28 protein-coding genes are annotated in these 25,934 nt (G+C 62.7%); 12 read left to right on the top strand and 16 right to left on the bottom strand.

Translation table 11 applies throughout. The features are described from left to right. Window positions 1-92: 92 nt before the first annotated feature. From LMTR3_RS03300 to LMTR3_RS03285, 4 genes are all read right to left on the bottom strand, one after another. Window positions 93-554 carry a carboxymuconolactone decarboxylase family protein gene (locus tag LMTR3_RS03300; protein WP_057841466.1) on the bottom strand — a complete coding sequence of 154 codons (462 nt, stop codon included), beginning with the start codon at window positions 552-554 and terminating at the stop codon, window positions 93-95. Between the two features lie 82 nt (window positions 555-636). Further along, window positions 637-1,422, bottom strand: a complete 786-nt coding sequence (locus LMTR3_RS03295; RefSeq protein ID WP_065743675.1) for a fumarylacetoacetate hydrolase family protein — start codon at window positions 1,420-1,422, stop codon at window positions 637-639. A 14-nt stretch (window positions 1,423-1,436) separates the two neighbouring features. Continuing rightward, complete coding sequence (locus LMTR3_RS03290; RefSeq protein ID WP_065743674.1) at window positions 1,437-2,804, bottom strand: LLM class flavin-dependent oxidoreductase; 1,368 nt, start codon at window positions 2,802-2,804, stop codon at window positions 1,437-1,439. A 31-nt stretch (window positions 2,805-2,835) separates the two neighbouring features. Continuing rightward, entirely contained in the window at window positions 2,836-3,888 is a 1,053-nt protein-coding gene (locus LMTR3_RS03285; protein WP_065743673.1) for an Ldh family oxidoreductase, read from the bottom strand. 380 nt (window positions 3,889-4,268) lie between these two features. Here LMTR3_RS03285 and LMTR3_RS03280 point away from each other — a divergent pair, with 380 nt between their 5' ends. Beyond that, a complete protein-coding gene (locus tag LMTR3_RS03280) occupies window positions 4,269-8,357 on the top strand; it encodes a bifunctional diguanylate cyclase/phosphodiesterase (RefSeq protein ID WP_065743825.1) in 4,089 nt (1,362 codons plus the stop codon). Here the strand turns inward: LMTR3_RS03280 and LMTR3_RS03275 are convergent. The 3 genes from LMTR3_RS03275 to galE all read right to left on the bottom strand — a co-directional run bounded on the left by LMTR3_RS03275 (window position 8,331) and on the right by galE (window position 10,169). After that, window positions 8,331-8,669 (bottom strand): hypothetical protein, encoded by a 339-nt coding sequence (locus LMTR3_RS03275; RefSeq protein ID WP_065743672.1) that lies wholly within the window; start codon window positions 8,667-8,669, stop codon window positions 8,331-8,333. The genes LMTR3_RS03280 and LMTR3_RS03275 overlap by 27 nt on opposite strands. A 60-nt stretch (window positions 8,670-8,729) precedes the next feature. After that, window positions 8,730-8,969: a DUF2171 domain-containing protein gene (locus tag LMTR3_RS03270; RefSeq protein WP_057841461.1), complete on the bottom strand. Its 240-nt coding sequence runs from the start codon at window positions 8,967-8,969 to the stop codon at window positions 8,730-8,732. A gap of 189 nt (window positions 8,970-9,158) precedes the next feature. After that, a complete protein-coding gene (galE, locus tag LMTR3_RS03265; protein ID WP_065743671.1) occupies window positions 9,159-10,169 on the bottom strand; it encodes a UDP-glucose 4-epimerase GalE in 1,011 nt (336 codons plus the stop codon). A 321-nt stretch (window positions 10,170-10,490) separates the two neighbouring features. Between galE and LMTR3_RS03260 the strand changes: the two genes are divergently transcribed. Both LMTR3_RS03260 and LMTR3_RS03255 read left to right on the top strand, forming a co-directional pair. Beyond that, the gene (locus LMTR3_RS03260; protein WP_502686600.1) at window positions 10,491-11,522 is read left to right on the top strand and encodes a glycosyltransferase family 2 protein; all 1,032 of its coding nucleotides are present in this window, start codon (window positions 10,491-10,493) and stop codon (window positions 11,520-11,522) included. A gap of 237 nt (window positions 11,523-11,759) precedes the next feature. Further along, complete coding sequence (locus tag LMTR3_RS03255; RefSeq protein WP_065743670.1) at window positions 11,760-11,951, top strand: hypothetical protein; 192 nt, start codon at window positions 11,760-11,762, stop codon at window positions 11,949-11,951. Between the two features lie 164 nt (window positions 11,952-12,115). Here LMTR3_RS03255 and LMTR3_RS03250 read toward each other — a convergent pair whose 3' ends face one another. The 4 genes from LMTR3_RS03250 to LMTR3_RS03235 all read right to left on the bottom strand — a co-directional run bounded on the left by LMTR3_RS03250 (window position 12,116) and on the right by LMTR3_RS03235 (window position 15,497). Next, window positions 12,116-13,063: a DUF5996 family protein gene (locus LMTR3_RS03250; protein ID WP_065743669.1), complete on the bottom strand. Its 948-nt coding sequence runs from the start codon at window positions 13,061-13,063 to the stop codon at window positions 12,116-12,118. A 167-nt stretch (window positions 13,064-13,230) separates the two neighbouring features. Further along, window positions 13,231-13,830: an NAD(P)H:quinone oxidoreductase gene (gene wrbA / locus LMTR3_RS03245; RefSeq protein WP_065743668.1), complete on the bottom strand. Its 600-nt coding sequence runs from the start codon at window positions 13,828-13,830 to the stop codon at window positions 13,231-13,233. A 143-nt stretch (window positions 13,831-13,973) separates the two neighbouring features. After that, window positions 13,974-14,672, bottom strand: coding sequence for a pirin family protein (locus LMTR3_RS03240; protein WP_065743667.1), 699 nt, complete (start codon window positions 14,670-14,672; stop codon window positions 13,974-13,976). Between the two features lie 72 nt (window positions 14,673-14,744). Next, complete coding sequence (locus LMTR3_RS03235) at window positions 14,745-15,497, bottom strand: SDR family NAD(P)-dependent oxidoreductase (RefSeq protein ID WP_065743666.1); 753 nt, start codon at window positions 15,495-15,497, stop codon at window positions 14,745-14,747. Between the two features lie 115 nt (window positions 15,498-15,612). Here LMTR3_RS03235 and LMTR3_RS03230 point away from each other — a divergent pair, with 115 nt between their 5' ends. The 3 genes from LMTR3_RS03230 (at window position 15,613) to LMTR3_RS03220 (ending at window position 18,281) form a co-directional block, all read left to right on the top strand. After that, window positions 15,613-16,530: a LysR family transcriptional regulator gene (locus tag LMTR3_RS03230; RefSeq protein WP_065743665.1), complete on the top strand. Its 918-nt coding sequence runs from the start codon at window positions 15,613-15,615 to the stop codon at window positions 16,528-16,530. Between the two features lie 267 nt (window positions 16,531-16,797). Beyond that, complete coding sequence (locus LMTR3_RS03225) at window positions 16,798-17,787, top strand: tripartite tricarboxylate transporter substrate binding protein (protein ID WP_065743664.1); 990 nt, start codon at window positions 16,798-16,800, stop codon at window positions 17,785-17,787. 125 nt (window positions 17,788-17,912) lie between these two features. Continuing rightward, entirely contained in the window at window positions 17,913-18,281 is a 369-nt protein-coding gene (locus LMTR3_RS03220) for a hypothetical protein (RefSeq protein WP_065743663.1), read from the top strand. Here the strand turns inward: LMTR3_RS03220 and LMTR3_RS03215 are convergent. The 4 genes from LMTR3_RS03215 to LMTR3_RS03200 are packed head-to-tail and all read right to left on the bottom strand — an operon-like array spanning window position 18,278 to window position 21,266. Next, a complete protein-coding gene (locus tag LMTR3_RS03215) occupies window positions 18,278-18,763 on the bottom strand; it encodes a YbaK/EbsC family protein (protein ID WP_065743662.1) in 486 nt (161 codons plus the stop codon). The two genes, LMTR3_RS03220 and LMTR3_RS03215, sit on opposite strands and share 4 nt — an antisense overlap. A 5-nt stretch (window positions 18,764-18,768) precedes the next feature. Next, window positions 18,769-19,515 carry a haloacid dehalogenase type II gene (locus LMTR3_RS03210; RefSeq protein WP_065743661.1) on the bottom strand — a complete coding sequence of 249 codons (747 nt, stop codon included), beginning with the start codon at window positions 19,513-19,515 and terminating at the stop codon, window positions 18,769-18,771. Window positions 19,516-19,520: 5 nt separating this feature from the next. Further along, window positions 19,521-20,345, bottom strand: coding sequence for a dienelactone hydrolase family protein (locus tag LMTR3_RS03205; protein WP_065743660.1), 825 nt, complete (start codon window positions 20,343-20,345; stop codon window positions 19,521-19,523). A gap of 36 nt (window positions 20,346-20,381) precedes the next feature. Continuing rightward, on the bottom strand, window positions 20,382-21,266 hold the full coding sequence (locus LMTR3_RS03200; protein WP_065743659.1) for an amidohydrolase family protein: 885 nt from the start codon (window positions 21,264-21,266) through the stop codon (window positions 20,382-20,384). A gap of 107 nt (window positions 21,267-21,373) precedes the next feature. On the opposite strand from LMTR3_RS03200, the gene LMTR3_RS03195 reads away from it, so the two are divergent. The 4 genes from LMTR3_RS03195 to LMTR3_RS03180 all read left to right on the top strand — a co-directional run bounded on the left by LMTR3_RS03195 (window position 21,374) and on the right by LMTR3_RS03180 (window position 23,525). Next, window positions 21,374-21,850, top strand: coding sequence for a MaoC family dehydratase (locus LMTR3_RS03195; RefSeq protein WP_065743658.1), 477 nt, complete (start codon window positions 21,374-21,376; stop codon window positions 21,848-21,850). Window positions 21,851-21,864: 14 nt separating this feature from the next. Then, window positions 21,865-22,314: a MaoC family dehydratase gene (locus tag LMTR3_RS03190; protein WP_065743657.1), complete on the top strand. Its 450-nt coding sequence runs from the start codon at window positions 21,865-21,867 to the stop codon at window positions 22,312-22,314. Between the two features lie 336 nt (window positions 22,315-22,650). Continuing rightward, entirely contained in the window at window positions 22,651-22,776 is a 126-nt protein-coding gene (gene ykgO, locus LMTR3_RS03185; RefSeq protein WP_002718645.1) for a type B 50S ribosomal protein L36, read from the top strand. Between the two features lie 149 nt (window positions 22,777-22,925). Further along, window positions 22,926-23,525 (top strand): tetratricopeptide repeat protein, encoded by a 600-nt coding sequence (locus LMTR3_RS03180; protein WP_442893803.1) that lies wholly within the window; start codon window positions 22,926-22,928, stop codon window positions 23,523-23,525. A gap of 240 nt (window positions 23,526-23,765) precedes the next feature. Here the strand turns inward: LMTR3_RS03180 and LMTR3_RS03175 are convergent, their stop codons facing one another. After that, window positions 23,766-23,945 (bottom strand): hypothetical protein, encoded by a 180-nt coding sequence (locus LMTR3_RS03175; RefSeq protein ID WP_065743655.1) that lies wholly within the window; start codon window positions 23,943-23,945, stop codon window positions 23,766-23,768. Between the two features lie 263 nt (window positions 23,946-24,208). On the opposite strand from LMTR3_RS03175, the gene LMTR3_RS03170 reads away from it, so the two are divergent. After that, window positions 24,209-25,171, top strand: coding sequence for an alpha/beta fold hydrolase (locus LMTR3_RS03170; RefSeq protein WP_065743654.1), 963 nt, complete (start codon window positions 24,209-24,211; stop codon window positions 25,169-25,171). 281 nt (window positions 25,172-25,452) lie between these two features. After that, window positions 25,453-25,746 carry an antibiotic biosynthesis monooxygenase gene (locus LMTR3_RS03165; protein WP_065743653.1) on the top strand — a complete coding sequence of 98 codons (294 nt, stop codon included), beginning with the start codon at window positions 25,453-25,455 and terminating at the stop codon, window positions 25,744-25,746. The last annotated feature ends 188 nt before the right edge of the window (window positions 25,747-25,934 follow it).

Below are 25,934 nucleotides of genomic sequence, written 5' to 3'. Positions count from 1 at the left end.
AGTATCCCAGAGACCTCAGTGCTCGAAGCGAGAGGCCGCGTACTGGATGCCCCGCATCCGCGGGGCATGACAGCGCAGTTGACCTCCTCGCTTTACGCTACTGCCGCCTTTGCCTTGACCGGGTGCACCGCGCGGAAAGCGATCGCCAGCCGGTTCCAGGCATTGATAGCCCCGATCAGCATGGTCAAATTGACCGTCTCCGCTTCCGAGAAGTGGGCGCGCACGTCTTCGTAGAGATCGTCAGGGGCATGCGTTTCAGCAATCAGCGTCAGCGCGTCGGTCCAGGCCAACGCCGCGCGTTCACGGTCGGTGTAGAGCGGCGACTCGTGCCATGCACTCAACAGATACAGGCGTTGCTCGGTCTCGCCGAGCTTGCGGGCGTCCTGGGTGTGCATGTTGATGCAGTACGCGCAGCCGTTGATCTGCGAGGCGCGTGTCTTCACCAGTTCGATCAGCGACTTTTCGAGACCTGAAGCGACGATCTGGGCCTCCAGAGCGACAAGCGCTTTGATGGTCTCAGGCGCGGCCTGGTAGTAGTTCATCCGGGGCTTCATGCGCTTCTCCTTCTCTGGGACGCTTTCAATTTGAGCGGTTGTTTCAGTGTACGCTGACCACCTGTCTTCATTGCTGAGGACGTCAAAGCTTCTCCCTCACAAACCTGTTCCGCAATGTCCCGATGCCGGTGATGTCGATCTCGACGACGTCGCCGGCTTTCAAATCAGGCGAGGTGCCGTCGGTACCCATCCAGATCACGTCGCCCGGCGACAGCGTGAAATATTTGGAGAGTTCGACGAGAAACGGTACGATGCCGAAGATCATGTCGTTGGTGCGAAAGCGGCCAGTTTCCGTGCCGTTGACGCGGATCACCGTTTCCATCCTGTCGAGGTCGACATCTGTTTCGATCCAGGGGCCCATCGGCTTGAAGGTGTCGGCATTCTTGGAGCGCCACAGGCTGCGGTCGGCCTTCTGCCAGGTGCGCTCGCTGACGTCGTTGCCGATCGTATAGCCGAACACGCAATCCATCGCGTTGGCCTCGGTGAGGTGTTTTGCCTTCCTGCCGATCACGACCACCAACTCGCCTTCGTAATGAATCTTCTCGGTGGCGCTCGCCGGGATCACCACATCCTCATCATGGGCGATCAGCGCGTTTTGCGCGCGATAGCCGATTTCGGGCCGGTCGGGTACGTTCGGCACCGTGCCGGCCTTGTCGGCGGCTTCCTTGAGGTGTTTGCGATAATTCAGCCCGACGCAATAGAAGGTGCGCGGGATCAGCGGCAGCTCGATCCTGACGTCCTTCAGCGCATGCGACGGCGTTCCGCGCTGCCATTCGCCGAACGGATTGCCATCGACGGCGATCACGCGCTCACCCTCGACAATGCCCCAGGATGTCTTGCCGGCGGTGGTGAATTTGAGCCAACGCATGAGGTGCCCTCTCGTTATTCGGCCGCGGCTCGCGGCCGGGCTTTCCAGGCGCCGGCGGCAGGCCGTTTCAGGCCGAGATTGTCGCGCAGGGTCTTGCCGGCATAATCGTTGTGAAACAGGCCGCGGCGCTGCAATTCCGGCACCACATGCTTGACGAAATCGGCGTAGGAGCCCGGCACGATGGTGGCCGCGATGACAAAGCCGTCGCAACCGCGCTCGACGAACATCTCTTCGAGTTTGTCCGCGATCTCCTTCGGGCCGCCGACGATCGCGTCCTGCACCTGGCCGCGACCGGAGAAGGTGACGAAGTCGCGCGCGCTGGGGTTGGTCTTGCCTGATGCCTTCAGTACGCCGTCGCGAATGCCGAGGATGCCCTGCATGCTCTTGAGTTCTTCCGTGGTCAGCGGTTCATCGAGCGGCTTGGCGGCGAAGTCGAAGTTCAGTGCTTCCGCCAGCAGCGACAGCGCGTCGATTTCCAGCGGTAGCTTGTTGATGACGGCCATCTTGTCCTCAGCCTCGGCCTTGGTCGCGCCGCAGACGGGGGTGGTGAGGTTGCAGAGAAACATCTGGTCGGGATCGCGGCCGGCTTTCGCCGCTTCGTTGCGGACGGCCGCATAGCCTTCCTTGGCGGCGGCCACATTGCGCGCGGCGGTGAAGATCACCTCGCCCCATCGCCCCGCAAAGCGCTGGCCGCGACCGGACGCGCCGGCCTGGATGATGACGGGATGGCCCTGCTCCGAGCGGGGCACGGTGAACGGCCCGCGCGACTTGAAGAATTGTCCCTTGTGATCGAGCCGCTTCACCTTGGCCGGATCGGCGAAGCGGCCGCTCTTCTTGTCCATGATCAAGGAGCCGTCTTCCCAGGTGTCCCAATGGCCGAGCACGACTTCCATGAACTCGTCGGCGCGATCGTAGCGGAAATCATGTTCGAGGTGAGCGTCCTTGCCCATGTTGTGGGCCTCGCCGTCATTGAGCGAGGTGACGACGTTCCAGCCCGCGCGTCCGCCCGACATCAGGTCGAGGGTAGCGAAGCGGCGGGCGACGTCGAACGGTTCGTAATAGGTGGTCGAACAGGTCGACCCCAGGCCGAGCTTCGTCGTGACCATGCCCATCGTGGTCAGCACGATCAGCGGGTCCATCTTCACGCAGCGGATGCCGTACTCGACGGTGTGGGCATGATCGTTGCCGTAGCGGTCGGGCATCGCCAGGCGGTCGTCGAAGAATGCCATGTGGAACTTGCCGGCTTCGAGGATCCGGGCGATCTCCTGGTAGTAGTCGGCCGACATCGAATCGTCGCGCGATTCCAGGTGCCGCCATGAACTCGGCAGGTTGGTGCAGTTCTGCGCCTGCAAAAATCCCACCAGCGCCATTTGCCGTGTCATGCCGTTCTCCTTGTGCGGACTGGTTTGGATTTCATTTCAGGTCGAGCTCGGCGATGAGCTTGTAGTCGGTGGCGAGTGCCATCAATTTTTCCCAGGTGGCGTCCTCGACCTCGATACCGTCGCGCCTGCGCTGCTGCTCGCGGATATGTTCGATCTCGCCGGGATAGAACACGCCGGGCGAGCCTTCCGACGGCGGCGTCGATTTGAGATAACGCGCGAACTCGCCGACCTCCCTCTCGAAATCCTTCAGGGGACGGAAGGCTGCGACATTGAACACCGCCATGAAACATCCGTCGTTGTGCCGGCCGGTCGGCTCGACGCCAAAACCGAGGCCGGTGAGCAGGCCACAGAGCACTTCCACCATCGCCGCCAGCCCACTTCCCTTGTAGCCTTCGCTGCCGCCGAGCGGCAGCAGCGCCCCGCCCTTGCGATACTGGGTGGGATCGGTGGTGTGCCGTCCCTCGGCGTCGATGATCCAGCCTTGCGGAATCCGTTCGCCGCGCGCGACCGACAGTGCGATCTTGCCGGCCGCTACCGCCGAGGTCGCCATGTCAAGATAGAACGGCGCCTCAAGATCCGACGGCACCGCAATCGAGATCGGGTTGGTGCCGAGCCTTGCCTCGCGGCCGCCAAACGGCGCGACATGCTTCGGCGAGCGGCCGGAATCGGCGGCAGCAATCCCGATCATGCCGGCCCGCATCGCCATCAGCGGATAGGCGGCGAGACGCCCGACATGGCTCTGGCGGAACACCGTGCAGGCGGCGACATTGGCGGCTTTGGCTTTCTCGATCGTCAGGGCCATCGCCTTGGCGTTGACGTGAAAGCCGAACCCCCAATGGCCGTCGATCACGGTCGTGGTCGGCGATTCCTGGACGATGGTCCATTTGGCGCCGGGCACGATATGGCCGGCCTTGATGCGGTCGACATAGGTCGGGATCGCGATCACCCCGTGCGAATCGTGGCCGGCGAGATTGGCGTTGACGCAGCCGACGGCGACCGCGCTGGCTTCCTCTTCGGTTGCACCGGCAGCCCTAAGCAGGGCCGCGCCGATTCGCGTGAGACGGTTGGCCTGGACCATCGGCATGGGAGTTTCCTCACCTTGAGCGCCCGCGCGAACCGCGGGTCGTGCTTGGTACCGGCATGCTCTCAAAGCGCCCGCAGCAGGGCAAGCGTGGAAATATCCTGTTAGCCATGTCGTCAGCACGGCCCTCGCGTATCAGGATTTTCATCCTGCAAAATCCGAAAATTGCTTGTGGCGGGCCCGCATCCGCAGCCGGCGCGCGCCAGCGGTATGGCTGACAAATCGTGAATGGGCCGTAGTTCTCCGGAGCGGAGTCGTTCGTCGTTGGTCTGACATTTACTCTGAATCGCAACTCCCGCCGCCAATAACGAGCATTTAGGCCTGTTGCACGCATAAAATCCACAAGGGGCAGCCCGGCGCTGCCGGCAGGGAGCTTGGGGACGGTGACGACCGACATCGCGCGCACACTCGCGGCGTTGAATGCGACCAACGAAGCGATTCTGTACGCCAAATCGCCCGAAGAACTGTATGCGAAGGTTTGCGAAGCCGCGTTCTCGGTCGGCGACTTCCTGGCTGTATCGGTCTTCTTGCTGGAGAGCGAAACCAATCTCCTGCGCTTCGCCGCCGGCTGCGGCGATGACGTGCCCCGCCTTCGCAGCATCGACATTTCGATCGTGGCCGGTACGCCAGAGGGTAACGGGGTTGCCGGACAAGCGTTTCGCGACCGGCGCATATGCGTCAGCAATGACTTCCTGAACGATCCGCGCTCGCTGGCCTGGCGCGAGGGCGCCGAGGCCAACCAGGTGGGCGCGGCGGCAGCGCTGCCACTGATCTGCAATGGCCAGAGCGTCGGCGTGTTGCTGGTCTCGCGGCGCGAGGCGCACTCGATCGACGCGCAACTCGTATCGATGCTGGAGCGCGTCTCGGCAAACGTTTCGTTTGCGCTCGACAATTTCGACCACGAGGCCGCGCGCAAGAACGGCGAGCGTGCGATGCGGCGGTTGAACCGGATGTTCGGCGCCATCAGCGCGACCAACGAAGCCATTCTTCGCGCCAAGACCGAACAGGATCTCTATCAGCGCGTTTGCGACGCCGCGGTATACAGCGGCAAATCCGCGGCCACAGTGGTCCTGCTTGCAGAGCCGGATTCGATCTGGCTGAAGCCGGCCGCCGGGACAGGCGCAATCGTCGAACAGATCATGCGGGCGCCGTTCTCGATCGACGCGGGCAACCCGTACGGAACGGGCGTCTGCGGCAAGGCATTCCGGACACAGCAGCCGGCCGTCAACAACGACATCCTCAATTCGACACAGGGGCAGCCCTGGCATCAGGCCACCCGCGAGACGGGCGTTACCGCCTGCGTCGCCGCTCCCCTGATCAAGGCGGATGAGAGTATCGGCGTGCTGCTGTTCTTCGTCGGAAAGCTGTGGGCGGAGGACGAAGAGATCGTCGCGCTGATGGCGCGGATTGCGGAAAACGTCTCCTTCGCGCTGGAAAACTTCGAGCGCGCCAGTGAGAAGGCGCGGGCCGACGCCCAGAAGCAACGTCTGGGACGCATGCTGGCGGCGCTCAGCGCGACCAATGAAGCGATCGTCCGCGCGACGTCGCGGGCAGAGCTGTTCGAGCTGGTGTGCGAAGCTGCCGCAAACGGCGGACGGTTCAACTCGACCAGCATCCTGTTGGCCCGCCCCGACAGCTACGATATCGATCTGGTGGCCGTTGCAGGGCCGACGGCAAACAACATGCGGCGGGTCAAGGTCTCGACCGACGCGGATCTGCCTGAAGGGCGCGGTCTCTGCGGCAATGCGTTCCGCTCCAGGCGAGCTTGCATCGCAAACGACTTTCGGTCCGATCCGCGAGGATCGGCATTTCGTCAGTTCATTCACAGCGACGGAGCTATGTCGGGCGCTGCATTTCCGCTGCTCGTTTCCGGTCAGCCCGTCGGTGTGATGTTCTTCATCTCGTCCGAGAAAGACACGTTCACGCCCGAATTTGCCGAACTGCTGCAGCGGCTCACGGAGAATGTGTCGTTCGCGTTGGAAAACTTCGACCGTGCGGACGAGAAGGCGAGGACCGAAAGTCAGAAAGAGCGCCTGACGCGGATGTTCGCCGCTTTGAGCAGGACCAACGAAGCCATCATGCGGGCCAAGTCCCGCACGGAGCTCTTTGATCTCGTGTGCGAAGCTGCAGCAAATGGCGGCAGGTTCACGTCGGCCACCATTGCGCTGGCAACTCCGGACAGCGACCTTCTCAGGATCGTGGCCGCCTCCGGTCCGGCAGCCGAGACGACGCGGCACGTGAGGTTGTCGACGGATGAAAGCCGTCCCGAGGGACGTGGGCTCAGCGGGACGGCGTTCCGAACCAGGCGTCCATGCATCACCAATGATTATGTTAGCGACCAGCGCGTTGCCGCCTTCCAAGCCGTCGTAGGTAGCTATGGCGCTCAGTCGGGCGCCGCCTTTCCCCTCTTGGTGCATGACGAGCCAGTTGGCGTCATGATTTACATGTCCCTGGATAAGGACACTTTCACTCCCGAATTCTCGGAACTGCTGCAGCGATTGGCCGACAACGTATCTTTCGCGCTGGAGAATTTCGACCGCGCCGACGACAAGGCGAGGACCGAAATCCAGAAGGAGCGCCTGACGCGCATGCTGGCGGCGCTGAGCGCGACCAATGAGGCGATCATCCGCGCGACGTCGCGGGCGGAGCTGTTCGACCTGGTGTGCGAGGCCGCGGCCGACGGCGGCAAGTTCACCCTGACCTCCATCGTGTTGACGAAACCCGACAGCGACTATCTCGACGTTGTCGCTGCCGCCGGTCCGACTGCCCTCAGCGCACGTCTGGCAAAGATATCGGCCAGTGAGGCACACCCGGAGGGACGTGGGCTGTGCGGTCAGGCGATCCGTTCTCAGCGCGCCTGCATCATCAACGATTACCTCGCGGATCCCAATACCGAGGCGTTTCACCACAGTGCGCGTCTTGATGGTACGAATTCCGGCGCTTCATTCCCCCTGCTGGTGCATGGGAAAGCCGTCGGTGTGATGTCGTTCATGTCGCTCGAGAAGGATACATTCACGCCCGAATTTGCCGAGTTGTTGCAACGGCTCGTCGACAACGTGTCCTTTGCGCTGGAGAATTTCGACCGCGCGGATGAAAAGACCCGCGCGGACGAGCGGATCGAGTACCTGGCATCGCACGACAGCCTGACCAACCTGCCGAACCGGGAAATGTTCAACGGCATGCTTCGCCGCGCGATCGATGCCGCCGCGCGCTACCAGCGGCAGTTTGCGCTGCTGTTCATCGACCTCGACAGGTTCAAGGTCATCAACGATTCGCTGGGGCATGACGCCGGCGACATGTTGCTGGTGGAGATCGGCGACAGGCTACGCCGTGCGCTGCGCTCGAGCGATGTCGTGGCGCGGCTCGGCGGCGACGAGTTCGTGGTCATTCTGGAGGAGGCAGCCGAGCGTCACGAGGTGGAGCGCATAGCCGGCGGGCTTCTCTCCGTACTGGGCCAGCCGCTGCAGCTCAGCGGTCACGAATGCCACACCACCGCTTCGATCGGGATCGCGATGTATCCGTCGGATGGCACCGACATGCAGACGCTGACCAAGAACGCCGACATGGCGATGTATCTCGCCAAGGAGGACGGCAAGAACGGCTTCCGCTTCTTTACCAAAGAGATCAAGACACAGTCGATCGAGCGGCTGACGCTGGAGAGCGCGCTTCGCCGCGCGCTGGAGCGCGACCAGTTCTCGCTGCATTATCAGCCGAAGATTGACATGGCGACCGGTCAGATCACCGGCGTCGAGGCGTTACTGCGCTGGGTGCACCCCGAACTCGGCACCGTCTCCCCGGGACAATTCATCCCTCTCGCCGAAGAAACCGGCCTGATCGTTCCGATCGGCTGCTGGGTGCTCAAGGAAGCCTGCGCGCAGAACATGGCCTGGCAGCGCCGTGGCCTGCGGCCGGTGACGATGGCGGTCAACCTGTCGCCGCGGCAATTCGCCGATCCGCATCTGTTGCACGATGTCGACGAGGCGCTGTTGGCAAGCGGCATGTCGCCGGTGCTGCTGCAGCTTGAAGTCACCGAAAGCATGGTGATGCGGAATGTCTCGCGCGCGATCAAGGTGCTCGACGCGATCCAGAGCCGCGGCATTCGCCTCGCGATCGACGATTTCGGAACCGGCTATTCGTCGATGTCGCTGATGAAGCAGTTCCCGATCGACACCATCAAGATCGATCGCTCTTTCATTCGCGACCTGCCCGTCGATTCCGAAGACCAGGCCATTGCGCAGGCGATCATCAGCATGGGCAAGGCGCTTGGCATGACCGTCATTGCGGAGGGTGTCGAGACCGTCGAGCAGGAGGTGTTTCTGCGCAATCACGCCTGCGACGAGATGCAGGGATTTCTGTTCTCCAAGCCGCTGCCTGCAAAGCAGATGGCTGATCTGCTCCGGGCCGAACCGCGGCTCGCCTCGCCGCCGCTGCAGCCGGATGCCGGGTCAGGGTTGGAACGCACCGTCGTCTGACGGCTGCGGGTGCAGCTCACGCGCGAGCTTGGTGTCCGGAGCCTTGCGAGGAAAGTCGTCGGGCCAGGGCAGGGTCGTCTGTCCCGCGATGGCTTTGAGGAGGAGTTCTGCCGCGGCGGCATATGTCGCCTGGTTGGGCAGGCCAAGCTCGGCACACCATTCCGCCGGCAGGGATTGCGGCGCGCTGCGCAACTCCATCGCCGGTCCCCACCACCATGCTGGGGCGGGCGATCGTTCGGTTTCGGGAACAGCCCGCCAGCGTGCATACTCGCCGATCAAGCGTTCGAACTGCAATCGCGCCGCCGGATGCATCTCATCTCCTGTCATCAGATGATATCCACATCCGCACGCGGCGCAATGCGTGTCAGCCGGTCACTGCCGGCCGTGCTGCCAGTGCGCGGTCACATCCGCGCCTGATTTATTGAGATGCACGTGCTGATCGACGTGATCGACCCATGACACCGGAATGAAGTGGTGATGCTCACCATCAGGCGAGCTCTGCTTGGTCAGCTTGATCTTGTCGGGCCCTTCCAGATGATCGACTTTTCCGACCGTCTTCCTGTCCGACGAGATGACGTCCATGTGTTCCTTGATCTGCGCGGTAACAGCCATGTTCTACATCCGTAAGCTGGTTGAGAACACAAAAACGCGCCGCACCCAAAATAGTTGCGTATCGGGAATGGACCGGCGAGGCCGGGGTTGCTTCTCTTCTGCCGCCGTTGAGGTCGCCGGGCCTTCGCCCATGTCCAGCAGCACGACGTCTTCGTCCTTGGCGCCGTCAGGCCGACGGAGTGGATCCGTTCAGTCGCGACCAGGCGCACCCGTCTTCAGCGGGTGAGCCTTCTTGTGCCAAGCCCAGGCGGTACGGATGATCGTGGCCAGATCCGAATGGGCGGGACGGAAGTTCAATGTCGCGCGTGCGGCGGAGGGATCGGCGACCAGATAGGTTGGATCGCCTGGTCGGCGGGGCCTGACGACATGCGGGACTTCGCGGCGGGTCTCGGCGGCGATCGCCGCGAGGATTTCGCGCACCGAAAAGCCGTTGCCGGTGCCGAGATTGAAGGCGCCGCCGGTATGCCCCTGCAGCAGAAGCTCGAGCGCAAGCACGTGGGCAGCCGCCAGATCGGTCACGTGGATGTAGTCGCGGATCGCCGTCCCGTCGGGCGTGTCGTAGTCGTCACCGAACACGGCGAAATCAGGCACGTGTCCCTGCAGCGCCATCATCGCGCGGGGGATAAGGTGGGTTTCCACTTCGCGCAATTCGCCGATGCCGCCGGCAGGGTCGGCGCCAGCGGCGTTGAAGTAGCGCAGTGCGAACGAGCCGAAGCCGTAGGCTATGCGATAATCCGCCAGCACGCGCTCGATCATCCATTTCGAGGCGCCGTAGGGGTTGATCGGCGCGCAGGGATAGTCCTCGCGCAGCGCCTTGCTGTCGGCGCTGCCATAGACCGCGCCGGTCGATGAAAACACCAGGCGGTTGCAGCCGGCCGCGCGCATGGTCTCGAGCAGCGACAGCGTGCCGGCGAGATTGTTGACGTAGTATTTCTGCGGATCGGCAACGGATTCTCCGACCAGGCTCGACGCAGCGAAGTGCATGACCGCCGCGATGTCATGCTCGGCAAAGGTCCGCGCCAGCGTCGCCCTGTCGGCGATGTCGCCGACCACCAGCGTGCCCGCGGCGAAGCTGCGATGGCCGGTCGAAAGATTATCGTAGACGACGGGCTGGTAGCCCGCCTTATCCAACGCCCTGCAGCAATGCGAGCCGATATAGCCCGCACCGCCGGTGACGAGAATGATTGGACGGCTGTTCATCGGCTTTGTGCCCCGCCGATCTCTCGATCGGCTCCTGTTCAGCAACAGATAAAGCGCTCGCGGATTGGTGGTCAATAGCGCCAGAACAGCCGGCGCGGCTCCAGCCAGATGCGCGGATTAACCCCATCCATTAACCGTCGCTGGAATTCGGTGCGTCACGTTTCGCTGCCGGATCGGTTTTTGCACCACCGTGCGCGTTACGTCCGCAAGGACGGGATAATCCCCCGAGCGAGCGGCTTTATCGAGACGGAAGTGTCCCGGAATTAATCCGGCAATCCCGTTTCGGGACGACGAGACATATTCGTGAACGACCAGACTTTCATGGCAGAGAGCTCGATCGGCGATATCAGGATGGGTCGGCCTGATCCGGCGGTCAGAGCTCTGCGTGCGCTGGTGGCGGCTTCACCGGCGCTCGATCCAGGAATCGAAACGGTGGTGTGCATCCCCTGTTTTCGCCGTCCCAAGTACCTGCGCCGGACGCTGCAGTCGCTTGCCGTTCAGCGCACCAGCCGCCGCTTCGCCGTCGTGATGGTGGAGAACGATGCGTCGAGGAGCGAGAGCGTGCCGGTTGCCGCCGAATACCTCGCGTCGGCGAAATTGTCGGGGCTCTGCGTGATCGAGCCGCGGCAGGGAAACTGCTATGCGATCAATGCCGCCTTCGAGACGGCGCTGCAGATGTTCCCCCTGGCCACCAGCCTTCTGATGATCGACGATGACGAAATCGCTTCGCCGGATTGGCTGGAGCAGATGGTCGGGACTGCGGAGGCGACCGGCGCCGACATCGTCGGCGGTCCGGTATTTCCTGAATTCGATGACGAACGAAAGCGTGGGCTGCGGCGCCATCCCGCTTTTGCGCCGGCCTACGACGCCTCAGGTCCAGTGCCGGTGATCTATGGCTGCGGCAATTGCCTGATCCGGCGCGCGGTGTTTGATCGGTTGGGCATGCCGGCATTCGACCTCCGTTTCAATTTTCTCGGTGGCGGAGACACCGATTTCTTCCATCGCTGTGAAAGGCTCGGCTTGCGATTTCATTGGGCGGCCGAAGCCGCGATCAGCGAAACCGTGCCGCAAAGCCGGACCAGCCTGAAATGGCTGGCGATGCGGGGCCTGCAGATCGGGGCGATCAATTATCACGTCCAACGCAAGGCGACGCCGACGTTCTGGTTGCGGGCGAAGCTGACGGCCAAGCTGCTGGCAGCCTTGCCGCTCTCGCTCGGATATGCCGTGCACGCGGTCCTCACCGAGCGTGAGTGGACCATTGCCATGCATCCCGTCACGGTGGCGATCGGCAGCGTGCTGGCCGCGTTCGGCCTCGAGCCGCAGCCCTACAAGGCGTCGAAGATCGACTCATGAGCCGGCTCATCGAGGCATCCGAAATCCGAGCACCTGCTCGGCTAGTCGCTGTCGCGCGATAAGAGCTGACACATTGTTGCCGCACGGGAACTGCCGTGCAAATCTGCAACACGTGCCAGGAATATGCAGCCGTTCATTATGTGTTCGCGAGAGTTGATGATCGGCTTGGCCGCGCGCGCGTATGCTGCGCTTCGGGTGATGGGCTACTCGTGAATTGCTGCCGTGGGGAGAGCCAACATGCCAGCCTATATTCATCATCATGGCATTGAGCCGGGTTTCGTCCTTTGTCCGAGCTGTGTCGGACTTCCGATGTATGTGCGCGACGTCGAACCGCATTGGAGCCAGGCCAAGATTGACTTCACCTATGAATGCGCCGATTGCGGCGCCGAAGTTCGCCAGACCATTATGAAGCCGCAACTGCGGCATTAGTGGCAGTTCGTAGGGTGGGCAAAGCCGCAGGCTTGCTCACCATTTTCGACATTGCACGCGCGTGATGCTGGGCACGCGGAGCCTGTCGCCGTGAGCGCCCTTGCGCTCGCCGCTGGCCGCGCGTTCGCGCGACTCGTTGGCTTTGCCCACCCTACACAGCAGCTTCAAACCTGCCTCACCACGCCGGGCTGCCCGGAATCGCATTCCAACGCGTCGCGATCCCAATTTGCCGCGATTGCCGCGGCCTCATACGTGCTGTGCAGGAAATCGAGCAGCGCCTTGTCGGGATCGGCAGCCGTCCGGACGGCGTCGTATGGCAGAATGAATTCGCCGAGCGCTTCACTGAAGAACGCCGCATCCGGTTGCACCTTCGTCGCGCGAAAACCCGGCGGCTCGGGATAGGCATAGGAATAGAAGGCGGGATGATCGATAGCGCCACCGCCTGGCCAAAACCCGGCGCTGCTGACTTCGTGTGAATAGGCTTCATGTGCAACAGCGTCGGGCAAATGTGGCACCCCGCCGGGATGGCGTGGCGCGCGGCGTCCCGAGAAGCGCGTCACCGCGAGATCGAAACTGCCCCAGAAGAAGTGCACCGGGCTGGCCTTGCCGAGGAAGCCGGTTCGGAATTGCTTGAAGATGCGGTCGCAGTTGACGAGAATTTGCAGGAAGCACCCGACGGCATCTGGATCGTAGGCGGCGTGCACGGTGTCCTCGGAGAAGTTTATCGGATCGGGCAGTTCGTTCGGCATCTCGTCGATGGCAACGGCAATGCCGAGCTCGGCAAGCGCTGCCATCGTGGCGGCATAGAAGCTGGCGACCGAATGTCCTGCTAGCGCAAATTGCTCTAGCGAGCCGTCGCTGGTCGAGATGCGCAGCGTGTGGTCAATGAAATCGAAGTCGATCTGGAACGTTCGTGCGCCGTCGGGCACTGGCGATGTCGTCAATCCGCGCGGCGTGACATAGAGCGCCACGTGCCAGGAATGATTGAGCCATGGCGATTTGGCAAGGCGGACCTTGCCGACGATCTGGGTCCAAAGATGGAGTGTCGCATAGGTGTCACGCCACGCCGCGGTCGGCAATTCCGGCCACCGGACTTGCGAATTGTTGCTCATGCTAGAACCTTTGCGCGCCGACCGGGAGGCCGAAGACCTATCACGGATTCATAAAGCGGTTAGAAACTATGCCTCACGATTTCGTGCATTCCGGGCAGCACCGGGCTCCGCCCCCGAAGGACTAGATAGGGCGGCATTCGTAAGAGAGAACGCCGCCCATATCGCATTCAGCCATGCAGCTTGCTGGCGGTCTCCGCGATCACGCGCCCCTGATAGCGCGCGCCGGCGAGTTCGTTTTCGCTCGGCTGACGGCTGCCGTCGCCGCCGGTGATCGTGGTGGCGCCATAGGGTGCGCCGCCGGTGATTTCGTCGAGCTTCATCTGGCCGGCAAAGCCGTAGTTCAGGCCGACGACCGTCATGCCGAAGTGCAAGAGATTGGTGATGATCGAAAACAGCGTGGTTTCCTGCCCGCCATGCTGGGTCGCCGTTGCGGTAAAGGCACCGCCGACCTTGCCGTGCAGCGCGCCCTTGGCCCAGAGGCCACCGGCCTGGTCGAGGAAGTTCGCCATCTGCGACGTCATTCGGCCGAAGCGGGTGCCGGTGCCGATGACGATCGCGTCGTAATTGGCGAGGTCCTCGATCTTTGCGATCGGCGCGGTCTGATCGAGCTTGTAATGCGAGGCCTTCGCGACCGCTTCAGGCACGAGCTCTGGCGCGCGCTTGATGTCGACGGTGGCGCCAGCCTTTCGCGCGCCTTCGGCTACGGCATTCGCCATCGCCTCGATGTGACCGTAAGCGGAATAATAGAGCACGAGTACTTTGGCCATGGTGGTTGTCCTTTGGATTTGATGTGAGTTGTTGTTGGGGCTGTCATTGCCGGGCTTGACCCGGCAATCCATCGCCTTTGAAGAGTCTTGCGAAGCGAGATGGATGCCCGGGTCAAGCCCGGGCATGACGATCGGTGAGTGGCTTACGCCGCGTCGACCAGCACCAGTTCGGAATCTTCCAGCGCGGTAATCGTCAGCTTGGCCTCGTCGCGGATCGCGGCGCCGTCGCGGGCATTGACGCGCACGCCGTTGACTTCGACGCTGCCGGCCGCCGGCACGAGATAGAGGTGACGCGCCTTCGCCGCCTCATACGCCGCGCTCTCGCCCGCTTTCAGCGTGGTGGCGAGCACCCTCGCATCGGCGCGGATCGGCAGCGCATCCTTGTCGCCGGCAATGCCGCTGGCGATGGTGACGAGCTTGCCGGAGCGATCCGACTTCGGAAACGGTTTGGCGCCCCAGGTCGGCTGGCCACCCCTCGTCGTCGGCTCGATCCAGATCTGGAAGATCTTGGTCTTGCTCGGCTCCAGATTGTACTCGGAGTGACGAATGCCGCTCCCGGCGCTCATCACCTGCACGTCGCCGGCTTCAGTCCGGCCCTTGTTGCCGAGCGAGTCCTGGTGCGTGATCGCGCCTTCGCGGACATAGGTGATGATTTCCATGTTGGCGTGGGGATGGGCGGGAAAGCCGGTGTTCGGCGCGATCTCGTCATCGTTCCACACCCGCAACGCGCCGTGGCCCATATTGTCGGGATCGTAATGGCTGCCGAACGAGAAGTGATGTTTTGCCTTCAGCCAGCCGTGATCGGCGCTGCCGAGTTTTGCAAATGGTCTGAGTTCGATCATGGGATATTCCTTCGTTGAAAGTTCTTGAATGAAGTGGCCGGGCGGCTTGCGCCCGGCCGCGCTGGATTTGAGTTACGCGCCGAAGCCGCCATCGACATTGAGCACCGTGCCGGTCACGAACGACGCTTCGGGGCTTGCGAGGAACACTACGCCGGCTGCGATTTCTTCAGCGGTGCCGAAGCGCTGCAGCGCGTGCTGGACACGCTGGGTTTCGGCAAAATCGCCACCATCCTTCGGATTCATGTCGGTATCGATCGAGCCGGGCTGCAGCACGTTGACCGTGATGCCGCGCGGTCCGAGGTCGCGCGCCGCGCCCTTGGAGTAACCGACAACGGCAGCCTTGGTCGCGGCGTAGTCGGCCAGGCCCGGAAACGAGGCGCGGGTGGCGATACCGGAGCCGATGGTGACGATGCGTCCGCCGTCGCCCATCAGTTTCGACGCGGCGCGGATCGCGGTAATCACGCCATGCACGTTGATGGCGTCCTGCCGGGCCAGCGCTGCGCTATCCGTATTGGCGTCATCAATCGGGCCACCGACAGCGACGCCTGCATTGTTGACGAGGATGTCGAGTCGCCCGAAATCCTTCGCGACGTTCTTCACGAGCTGATTGACATCGGCGACGGATGCCTGGTCGGCTTTGTAGGCGCGGGCGTTGACACCCTTGGTCTTCAACTCGGCCACAACCGCTTCCGCCTTGTCGGGAGAAGCGACATAACTGATCGCGACGTTGGCGCCTTCTGCCGCAAGCGCGCGGGCAGACGCTGCGCCGATGCCGCGCGAACCGCCGGTGACGAGGGCTACCTTGCCTGAGAGCTTCTTGGTCATTGGATTTCTCCGTTGCTCGAATTCCGATGGCCATTGGATATGCCTCCTGCCGTGGTATAGAAATAGAAACTATCGAAACTCATTGTTTCAAAAAATGAGCCTTAGGGTGATCCGAATGTCCAAGCTCCCGGATTTCGAGGCGTTGGCGATTTTTGCAAAAGTCGTGGAATTGCGGTCATTTGCGGCGGCCGCCACCGAGCTGGCGCTGTCCAAGGCCACGGTGTCCAAGGCCGTCAGTCGGCTCGAGCAGCGGCTCGGCGCGCGGCTGTTCAACCGCACCTCGCGGCGGTTGGCGCTGACCGATGCCGGGCAAAGGCTCGCCGAGCGCGCCGCGCGCCTGCTCGCCGACGGCGAGGACGCCGAGAACGAAGCCCTGTCGCAATCGATGGCGCCGCGCGGGCTGGTGCGGCTCGCGGTGCCGATGACGTTTGGCGTGAAAGCCGTTGCGCCGATCTTGCCGGAATTTCTCACAGCCTTCCCGGAAGTCTCGATCGACCTTCACCTGAGCGACGCGACGGTCGATCTGATCGGCGAAGGTTTCGATGCCGGCCTGCGCATCGCCCGCCTGCCGGATTCGTCGCTGATCGCGCGGCGGCTCTGCGCGATGCCGCGCTACACTGTCGCGGCGCCGTCCTATCTCAAGCGCCATGGCAGGCCGACGCATCCGATGCATCTGGCGGAGCATAAATGCTTCGGCTACGCCTATCTCTCGACAGCCGGCGTCTGGCACTACACCAATGCGTCAGGCGAACAGGCCAGCGTGCGGCCCGCAGGCCAGCTCCGCGTCAACAATGGCGAGGCGCTGTTGCCGTCCGTCATCGCCGGCCTCGGTATCGCCGATCTGCCGGACTTCATCGTCGGCGACGCCATTGCATCCGGCGAGGTCGAAGTGATCCTGAAAGGCTGGCACCAGCCCGAAGGCGCGGTGCACCTGGTGACGCCGCCCGGCGGCCCAAGGCCGGCGCGCGTCGAAGTGCTGGCGGAGTTTCTTGCGAAGCATTTTGCGCGAGCGAAGAAGCGGAAGAGCGGGTAGGCGAGGTCCTCACCCTCCCCTGGAGGGCCCTGGAGGGGGAGGGTCGACGCTCATGTAATGAGCGGCGGGGTGGGGTGACGGTCTCTCCACATCCGACAGTGCCCGTGCGGATAGATCACCCCGCCGCGTCTCACATTCCGCTGCGCTCCATGTGACCCGACCCTCCCCCTCCAGCGGAGGGTGAAGGGTACGGCTATCGCAACGTACCGGCTTCAGGCTAGGCTGCCTCCAATAACCAAAACAAAATGAACCGGGGAGGCTTCTACCATGAACCGCCGCGAACTTCTGAAAGCTGCCGCCGCATTGCCGCTCGCGCCAGCCGTGCTCTCCAACGCTGCCTTAGCGCAAGGCCCATACCCCTCGCGCAACATCACCATGATCGTGCCGTTTCCGCCCGGCGGGCAGGCCGATCTCGCGGCGCGGCCGATCGCGCAGGCGCTGGAGCGGATCCTCGGAAAGCCCGTGATCGTCGACAACCGCGCCGGCGGCGGTGGCGGATCGGTCGGCAATGCGGCGGCGGCGCGTGCCGAGCCTGACGGGCACACACTATTGATGACGCTGTCTTCGCTTGCGGTGCTGCCGGAAGCCGACCGTCTGTTCGACCGCCCGGTGGCGTACGAAGTCTCGCAATTCGCAGCCGTGGCGCGCGTGCTCGCCGATCCGACGCTGCTGGCGGTGCCGGCGTCCGCGCCGTGGAAGACGCTGCAGGAGTTCGTCGACGACGCCAAAAAACGTCCCGGGCAAATTCCCTACGGCTCGTCCGGTCCATACGGCACGCTGCATGTGGCGATGGAAATGTTTGCCGCGAGCGCCGGCATCAAATTGCTGCACGTGCCGTTTCGCGGCGCCGGGCCGGCGCTTACCGCGCTATTGAGCGGCACCGTGCAGGCGGTGGCATCGGCGCCGGGCACGCTGAAGCAGCAGGTCGATGACGGCAAGATGCGCGTGCTCGCCAATTGGGGCGCCGAGCGCATCAAGAGTTTCCCCGATCTGCCAACCTTCAAGGAGCTCGGTTACAAGGATGTCGAGTTCTACATCTGGGCGGGACTGTTTGCGCAACGCGCATTGCCGGCGCCGATCATGACGCGGCTGCGCGAAGCGATGGCGGAAGCCGCGAAGGCGCCCGAAGTGGTCAAGACCTATGAGACCGCCGGCAGCCCAGTCGCCTACCTGGACGCGCCGGAATTTGCAAAATTCGTCGCGGAAGACAGCGCGCGGCTGGTCGCGGCGGTGAAGAAGATCGGCAAGGTGGAGTAGGGGAACCCGCTTCACATTTTTTTGTTCGCACTAACGTCGCATGGCCGCATTCATTCGACAGGCTTAGTGCCGTCGCCGCGCGGAGCTTCCGCGCCTGTGAAAATTGAAAAGAAGGGGACCTGTCCATGCAAACGCAGCGGATCGTCCTTGCACTCGCCCTCGCGATCGGCGGCGGAACTGGCGCTGCCGTTCCCGCTTTCTCGCAGGAATATCGCGGAACCTGGGAACAGCAGATGGCCTGCACGCCCGACGTCTGGCGGCTTTGCGGCGACCAGATCCCGGACGTCAACCGGATCGTGGCATGTTTGCGGTACAACACGCCGCAGCTCTCCACCGGTTGCCGCGCCGTATTCGAATCGCAGGCCGATGCGCGGCCAGCGCCGCGCGGGCTGCAACAAAACGCGCCACGAGCCCGCGCCCCGCAGCCGGGCCAGCCGCAAGCGGTACGGCCACGGCCGATGCAGCCATCGCCTTATTATGAGGAAGACTACTAGGTCGACGTGGCCTCGGCCGGCCTAAGTTCGCAGACGTCGACCCATTCGGCCGACGTCAGTTCCGCCATGCGCGCAGGCGTAATCTTCACCGCGCTGTGGGTAGAGCCCGCGGCGGGCACCACGATGTCGAACGCCTTCAGCGACACGTCGCAATAGACCGGCAGCGGCGTCTTCAGTCCGAACGGACAGACGCCGCCGATCTCGTGCCCGGTGATCTCGGCGACCTCCTCGAGGCCGAGCATTTTCGGCTTTCCGCCGAACAGCGCCTTTACCTTCTTGTTATCCATTCGCGACGTGCCGGCCGCGACGATCAGGATGATGCGGTCGCCGATCCTCAAGCTCAGCGTCTTCGCAATCCGCGCCGGCTCGACGCCGTAAGCCTCCGCCGCCAGCGCGACGGTGGCAGAACTCATTTGGGATTCAATCACGGAAATTTCGGGCGCCTTTTCTGCAAAGAAGGCGCGCACGGACTCTAGACTCATCTTGTTCAGGACCTTTGCGCAGACACCAGTGCGGGCAGTTCGGAGAGGCTGTGGATGCGATGATCGGGCTCAAATCCCAGCTCATCCATCTGGGTGCGCAAAATCTTGAACATCGTCAAGGGCGGCAGCGTCTCGCTTTCGAGGCAGGCCAGCGCCATCGCTTCCGGCGTCACCCGTTCGATCCAGGCGACGTTGAGCCCGAACGCCTTGGCGCCGCAGGCGTCCCAGGGATTGGAGGAGATAAACAGCACCTCGGCAGGCGGCACGTGCAACACCTCCTCGATCAATGCGTAGACCTCAGGGCTGGGCTTGAATATCTTCTTCGCGTCGACGCTGATGGTGGCATCGAGCACGCGGTCGAGCCCGCTGTTCTGCACCAGCGCGTTGAGCATGTCGGGGCTGCCGTTCGACAGGATCGCGAGCCTGCAATCCTTCATCGCCGACAGCGCCGCAAGCGCATCTGGATAGAGATCGAGATGCAGATATTTCTCGATGATGCGCGCGAAAGCATCGTCGTCATATTGCAGCCCGAGGCTGCGCAGCGTGTAGGCGAGCGCGTCGCGCGTGGCGACCGAGAAATCCTGATAGCGTCCCATCAGCGAACGCAGCCAGGTGTATTCGAGCTGCTTGATGCGCCAGACCTGCGTGATGATCCCGCCATAGCCCGGGAACGCATCCTCGGTGACGTCAGCCACCGACTGGACATCGTAAAGCGTGCCATAGGCGTCGAAGACAACGGCTTTGATGGTCATGGTAACTACTCTTTCGCGCCGATGGTCGCGCCGAGAAATTCACGAAGCGCCTCGGATGATTGATCCGTTGCCGGCTTATTGAATTCGAGGTGGTGCCCCTTCAACACGAGCGGCGTCGTGAGCTGCGGGGCATCGAATGCGTGATAAGCGCCGGGAAACACCGTCAGCTTGATCGGCACGCCCTTGTCCTTCTGCCGCGATATCCCCCAGTCGTCTCGGCCCTCCACCACATTACGGCACTGTTTAGCCGAGGCCCAATCGTCGAGTTCGCCAATCAGGATCAGGGCTGGCGCGGTCATCTCGCCCTTGAGACCAAGGCAGGATGGATAGAACGCAATGGCCGCGCGGAATTTGTTCGGCGATGACTGTTCCAGAAAGCCATGGTCGACCGACATCAGCGCCGCCCGGCCGCCGTTGGCAAAACCAATCACAGCAACACGATCGGGATCGACGAATGGATCGCGCACCAGAAAGTTCAGGGCACGATAGGCGTCCCCAGCCGAATCGATCCGGGCCCTGTCGTCGCAGATTTCAAGGCCGCGCGGACCCAAGCTATCCACAGTGAGCACCACGTAGCCCCAGGACGCGATCCGCTTGCCCCAGCGTTCATCGATCCGCTTCCAGTTTCCATGGCAGCTATGCAACAACACGACAGCGGGCGAGGGGCCTGCAGCCTTGGTTTGTCTCAAATAGCCCTGCAGTGGATGCGGACTTGCAAGCGGGTTCTCGATTTCGACATAGGTCGCTGACGATTCAGCCGCAATGCACTCGGCCGCGCTTCCGGTTAAGAGCGCGGCGAGCAGGGCAACGGTCTTGGCAAAGTTCGTCACTGGCCATCTCAACCTTTCGTCGATGATGGCCTTCGATTATATACCCAAAATCTTCCTTGCGTTGGCTTTCATCACCTTCGGCCTGATCTCCTCGCGGATCTCGAGCTTGGCGAAATCCGCCAGCCAGCGGTCCGGCGTGATCACCGGCCAGTCCGAGCCGAACAACATCTTGTCCTGCAGGATCGAGTTGATGTAGCGCACCAGGATCGGCGGGAAATATTTTGGCGACCAGCCGGAGAGGTCGATATAGACGTTCGGCTTGTGGGTCGCGACCGACAGCGCCTCTTCCTGCCAGGGGAAGGAGGGGTGCGCGAGGATGATCTTCAGGTCGGGGAAGTCAGCCGCGACATCGTCCATGTACATCGGGTTGGAATATTTTAAGCGCATCCCCATGCCGCCGGGCATGCCGCTGCCGACACCGGTCTGACCAGTGTGGAACAGCGCGATCGCGCCGCCGTCGTTGATCGCTTCATAGAGCGGGTACGCCATGCGATCGTTGGCGTAAAAGCCCTGCATGGTCGGATGGAATTTGAAGCCGCGGACGCCGTATTCCTCGATCAGCTTGCGCGCCTCGCGCACCCCTAACTTGCCCTTGTGCGGATCGATCGAGACGAACGGGATCAAAACGTCGAGATGGTCGGAGGCGACCTCCAGCATCTCGTAATTGTTGTATCGGCGAAAGCCGGTCTCGCGCTCGGCATCGACCGGGAAGATCACCGCTGCAATGTTTTTCGATCGGTAATAGGCCGCGGTCTCCGGCACGGTCGGCGGATGCTTGTGCGGCGATTTGAAGTATTCGGCCATGCGCTCCTGGAAGTCGTCATAACCGTCGTCGCCATGCAGGCCGCAGGGCTCTTCCGCATGGGTGTGGATGTCGATCGCGACGACATTCTCGATATCGGGCAGCTTGAGCTTGGGCATTTGAGTTTCCCGCCGGCTTGATTTTTGGGTCTGGAAAATTGATTATACTATATAACGAATTCCGCAAGGCGGCAGAAGCAAAAGACGGAAAAATAGGGGAGTACGGCATGGCCCAAACGCAGGCCTTCGAGACCGATTTCTGGAAAGACGCCAACTTGAGAAAGGTCTGGGACGACATCGTTCCCGGCGAGCCGCGCAAGACCATCCCCTACACGCTGACCAAAGAGGCGATTGAGCTGTACTGCAAATCGGTCGGCGAAACTCATCCGATCTATTTCGACGAGGCCTATGCGAAGACCACGCGCTATGGCGGGCTGATCGCGCCGCCCTCGATCCACATCCTCTTGATGTTCTCCTGCACGCCGGCGGATGACTGGATGCGCTCGCCGGGCACCGTCAATGCCGGTCAGTCCTGGAGCTACAACATTCCGGCCAGGCCCAACGACGTCATCACCTTGCAGGCCCGTGCGCTCGACAAGTTCATCAAGCGCGAGCGGCTGTTCGTGGTGCACGACAATGTGTTCTTTAATCAGAAGGGCGACGTAATCTGTTCCGGCCGCGGCTGGACGATTCGGCCGATCTGAGCGGGGAGGTTGCGATGACCACGACGTTCGAAAAGCTCAGAGCCGGCGACAGCATCGACGGCCCCACCTTCGCGGTGAGCCGCGAATCCATTCGCCTGTTTTGCGACGCCTCGCTCGACTACAACCCGCTGCATCTCGACGACGAGTACATGAAGGGCAGTTTCGGCAAGACCAATTTCGGCGGCATCATCATGCACGGCATGAACAATTTCGGCCTGATCTCGCGCATGATCACCGACTGGGCGTATCCTGCAGGCGCGATCCATCGCCGGCTGGAGACGCGATGGGTCAAGCCGGTCAGGCCGGGCGATACCATCCAGCCCTTTGGAATCATCAAGGCCAAGCAGGCGACCGAAAAATCCCGCTGGGTGTTGATCGACGTGGTGGTGAAGAACCAGACGGGTGAAAAGATCGCGACCGGCGAGGCCCTGGTCGAGTTCCCGCGCGACCTGTTCTGCCAGTGAATCGGGTGTTGGGCTGCTTCCGCGGCGGTCATTCCGGGATGGTCGAAGGACCAGACCTCAGATGCGCAATTGCGCATCGGGGAATCTCGAGATTCTCAGGTGCGCAATTGCGCACCATAGTTCGCTTTGCGCCCGGGAATGACGGGTATTTTCTGGGGCCGGCAGCCAGGAGGCCCCGAAACGGCCCTTCCGCATTGACATCCGGTGCCACCTTGCCCTAGAAACCGCCCCGTCCCGGGCGGTTGGCCGCTTTTCGGGATTGATCCCATTTTGCCACTTTCGGGTAGCTCAGGTTCGGGCCTCCAGCACGGCCTTTCAAAGCATCAGGATTGTCCCATGAAGGTCCGTAACTCCTTGAAATCGCTGCGTGGTCGCCACCGTAACAACCGTCTGGTCCGCCGCAAGGGCCGGGTCTATGTGATCAACAAGGTGCAGCGCCGCTTCAAGGCCCGCCAAGGTTAATCCCTGGCGCCGAGCCGGCTTTTTTCTTCGCTTCACGGGTCTTTGACGATCTGCTGCTTTGCGGCGCGATTTTGCGCGTCTAGACTTGTCCCATGGTTTTGAGATTCCCGGGCGCCCGTAACTGCCGGATCGTGGTCCTCGCCGCTGTCATGACGGCCGTGCCGGCCGCTGCGTTTGCCCAGAACGACCCCAGGGTCATTCCTCCGCCGAAATCCGAGAAGAAGTTGCCGGAAGCGCCGAGCAAGCTTCCGAAGGTTGGTGCGGATCGCACCCGCGGGCTGGACTTCCTGTTCGGTGCCCTGAAAGCTGCTCCCGATGAAGCCAGCGCCAAACACGTCGAGGCGCGGATCTGGGCGCAGTGGATGCAGACGCCGAGCGACACGGCTGCGCTGTTGATGCTGCGCGCCAAGGCCGCGATGGATGCACAGAAGATCGACGTCGCGCTGAAACTGCTGGATTCTCTCGTCAAGCTGCGTCCCGATTACGTCGAGGCATGGAATCGTCGCGCCACGCTGTATTACCTGAAGAACGACTACACCCGTTCGCTCGAGGACATCCGCCAGGTGCTGATCCGCGAGCCCCGGCATTTCGGCGCGCTGGCCGGGCTCGGCATGATCATGCAGGAGATCGGCGACGAAAAGCGCGCGCTGGAAGCCTTCCGCAAGGCGCTGGCCGTCAATCCGCATCTCGAGAAGGTGCCGGAACTGGTCAAGACGCTGACCGAAAAGGTCGAAGGCCGCGATATCTGAACTTTCGCGGTTAGTTCTACTGCGTCACAGTTGCTCAAACCCCTCATGCTGACGAGCCCGCGTAGCGGGCGTCTCGAAGGATGTAGGCTGCAGTCGCTTAACGACGCCAAGCTGGCCCGTTCGACCCATCAGCCAATGCCTGGCGGTGGACGAGCCGCCCGCAGAGACGCGGAAAACGAGCACCAACCAGAGTGCTCTTGGGCCGTTTGCGTCTTTGGAAAACGCGTCGGTTCACAAGACCTAGTGTACGGCGTTGCTGCCGCGGGCCAGACCGTCGAGGCCTACCGCCGCGTAGATTTGCGCCAGTTCCGTCTCAAGCTGCTCGTTGACCCGCAGCAGCGCCTTGAGTGCGCCGCGGATGTCGCCATTGCAACTCGCTACGATCTGATCGATGGCGGCTTCGCTTGCGTCGAAAATCATGGGTAGTGCTCCGATGATACGCTGGAACAATTTGTAGTGAGCGCCCCTGTTCCTGTGGATGTTGGGTACAGTGCAGGCGCCTGGCTACCCCCCAATCAGGCACGCGCACACATGGCAAAAGTGGCAACGTCACTGTACAAACCTGCTGATGACGTCAGTATGACCCCGCTATCCACAGGTTCGGCCCGCTGTGGACAACCTCCGAAACCCGCGCCGGTCCGGACCGTAGCTCGCTGGTGCAGAAAATCAGCCGGAAATTCTCGATGTTGGTGGTGATTTTGGTGGCGGCGCTGGTCGTGCTGGCGCTGGTCACGCAAGCCGGCGTTTTTTTCAGCGAACGGGCCCATCCGGCCCAGGGCCGGTTGGTCGAGGTGGCGGGCGGGGCCCTGCATATCCTGGATATCGGCCCGCGCGATGCGGCCGGGCCGCCGGTCGTGATGCTGCACGGCGCCAGTTCCAATCTGGAAGTGATGCGGCAGCCGATCGGGGAGCGGCTTGCCGGAAGGCATCGCGTGATTCTGATCGACCGTCCCGGGCATGGCTGGAGCACCCGCGCGCGCCTTCAGGACTCCACGCCCGAAATTCAGGCCCGCATGATCGAGGAGGCGCTGGCCAAGCTCGGCGTCGGCCAGGCGATCTTCGTGGTTCATTCCTGGGCCGGCGCGTTGGGGGCGCGCATCGCGCTGGACTACCCGCAGGCTGTCGCCGGTTTGGTGATGCTTGCGCCGGTGGCCTATCCCTGGCCCGGCGGCGTCGGGCGCTACAACAAGCTGATCGCCACGCCGGTGGTCGGCCCGCTGTTCGCCTATACCATCACGCTGCCGCTCGGAATGCTGCTGGCGGATTCGGGCGCGCGGGGCGTGTTCCTGCCGCAGACCATGCCGGACGGCTTTGTCAAAAACACCGCCACGCCGCTGTTGCTGCGACCGCGCGAATTCATCGCCAATGCGCGCGATCTGGTGACGCTGAAGGCGGCGGTGGCCGAGCAGGCGCCGCGCTACGGCGAGATCAAGGCGCCCGTCACCATCATCACCGGCGACGCCGACAAGACGGTGTCGACCAACATCCACTCACGGCCGTTCGCGGCGGCCGCCCGGAACACGAAATTGATCGTGCTGCCCGGCGTCGGTCACATGATTCAGAATGCGGTTCCCGATCTCGTCATCGCCGAAATCGAGGCGATGATCGGCGGGATAGCACCGAATGCTACGGCGGCGGCCAACTGAAGCGTGAGAGAGGTCGGGTTCTGTCGACGCGTTCTCGCGCGACCCAGCACGGCGTGGACACCGTGGCCTGACGGCTCTGTATGCGATACGATCGGTGCGCGCGGGATTCCGCTGCTCGTCCCGCCGGGGATGAAGCCCCATAGCGTTTTCGAGCGAAGTGGATACCGGTTCGTGTGAAGAAAACGCGTCGAATAGAGAACCTAGAGCTTCGGTTCTGATTCATCGGAACCGAATCTCTAGGAGTCGCGATGTCGGGCAGCTTACCTTGGAGGGAGAGCCCCATGTACGCCGCCATTCGTCAGGGCAAGGCCAAGCCCGGCAAGGCCGAAGAGCTGACACGCAGAATCAAGGAGGGCGCGATTCCCGTCATCAGCGGCGTCGAGGGCTTCATGGGCTACTATGTGGTCTATGCGCCCGACGATACGGTGATCGCGATCAGCCTGTTCAACAACTTCGCGGCCGCCGAGGAATCCAACAAGCGCGCGCTGGCGTGGATCGAACACGACCTGGCGCCGCTGCTGACCGGGCCGGCCACCGCGACCGCCGGACCGGTGATCGTGCACACGCTGGCTTGACGGGGCGAGTGCTGGAGCTCTGTCAATCAGCGCAGGGCTGCGGACTTCACCCTCCCCTTGAGGGCTACGGGATTCCCGGATTTTCGTGTTGGGTGGCAAGGGCATATCCCTCGAGTGTGGCGGCGAGCCGATTCCATCCGTCGCGCATGGTCTTTGGGCCCGGCGGCTTGTAGTAGCAATTCCAGCCG

It is taken from the genome of Bradyrhizobium sp. LMTR 3, from assembly GCF_001693485.1.
Taxonomy (GTDB): Bacteria; Pseudomonadota; Alphaproteobacteria; order Rhizobiales; family Xanthobacteraceae; genus Bradyrhizobium.
Note: the sequence above shows the minus strand (reverse complement) of the source record. Positions and strands in the feature narration are given on the sequence as shown.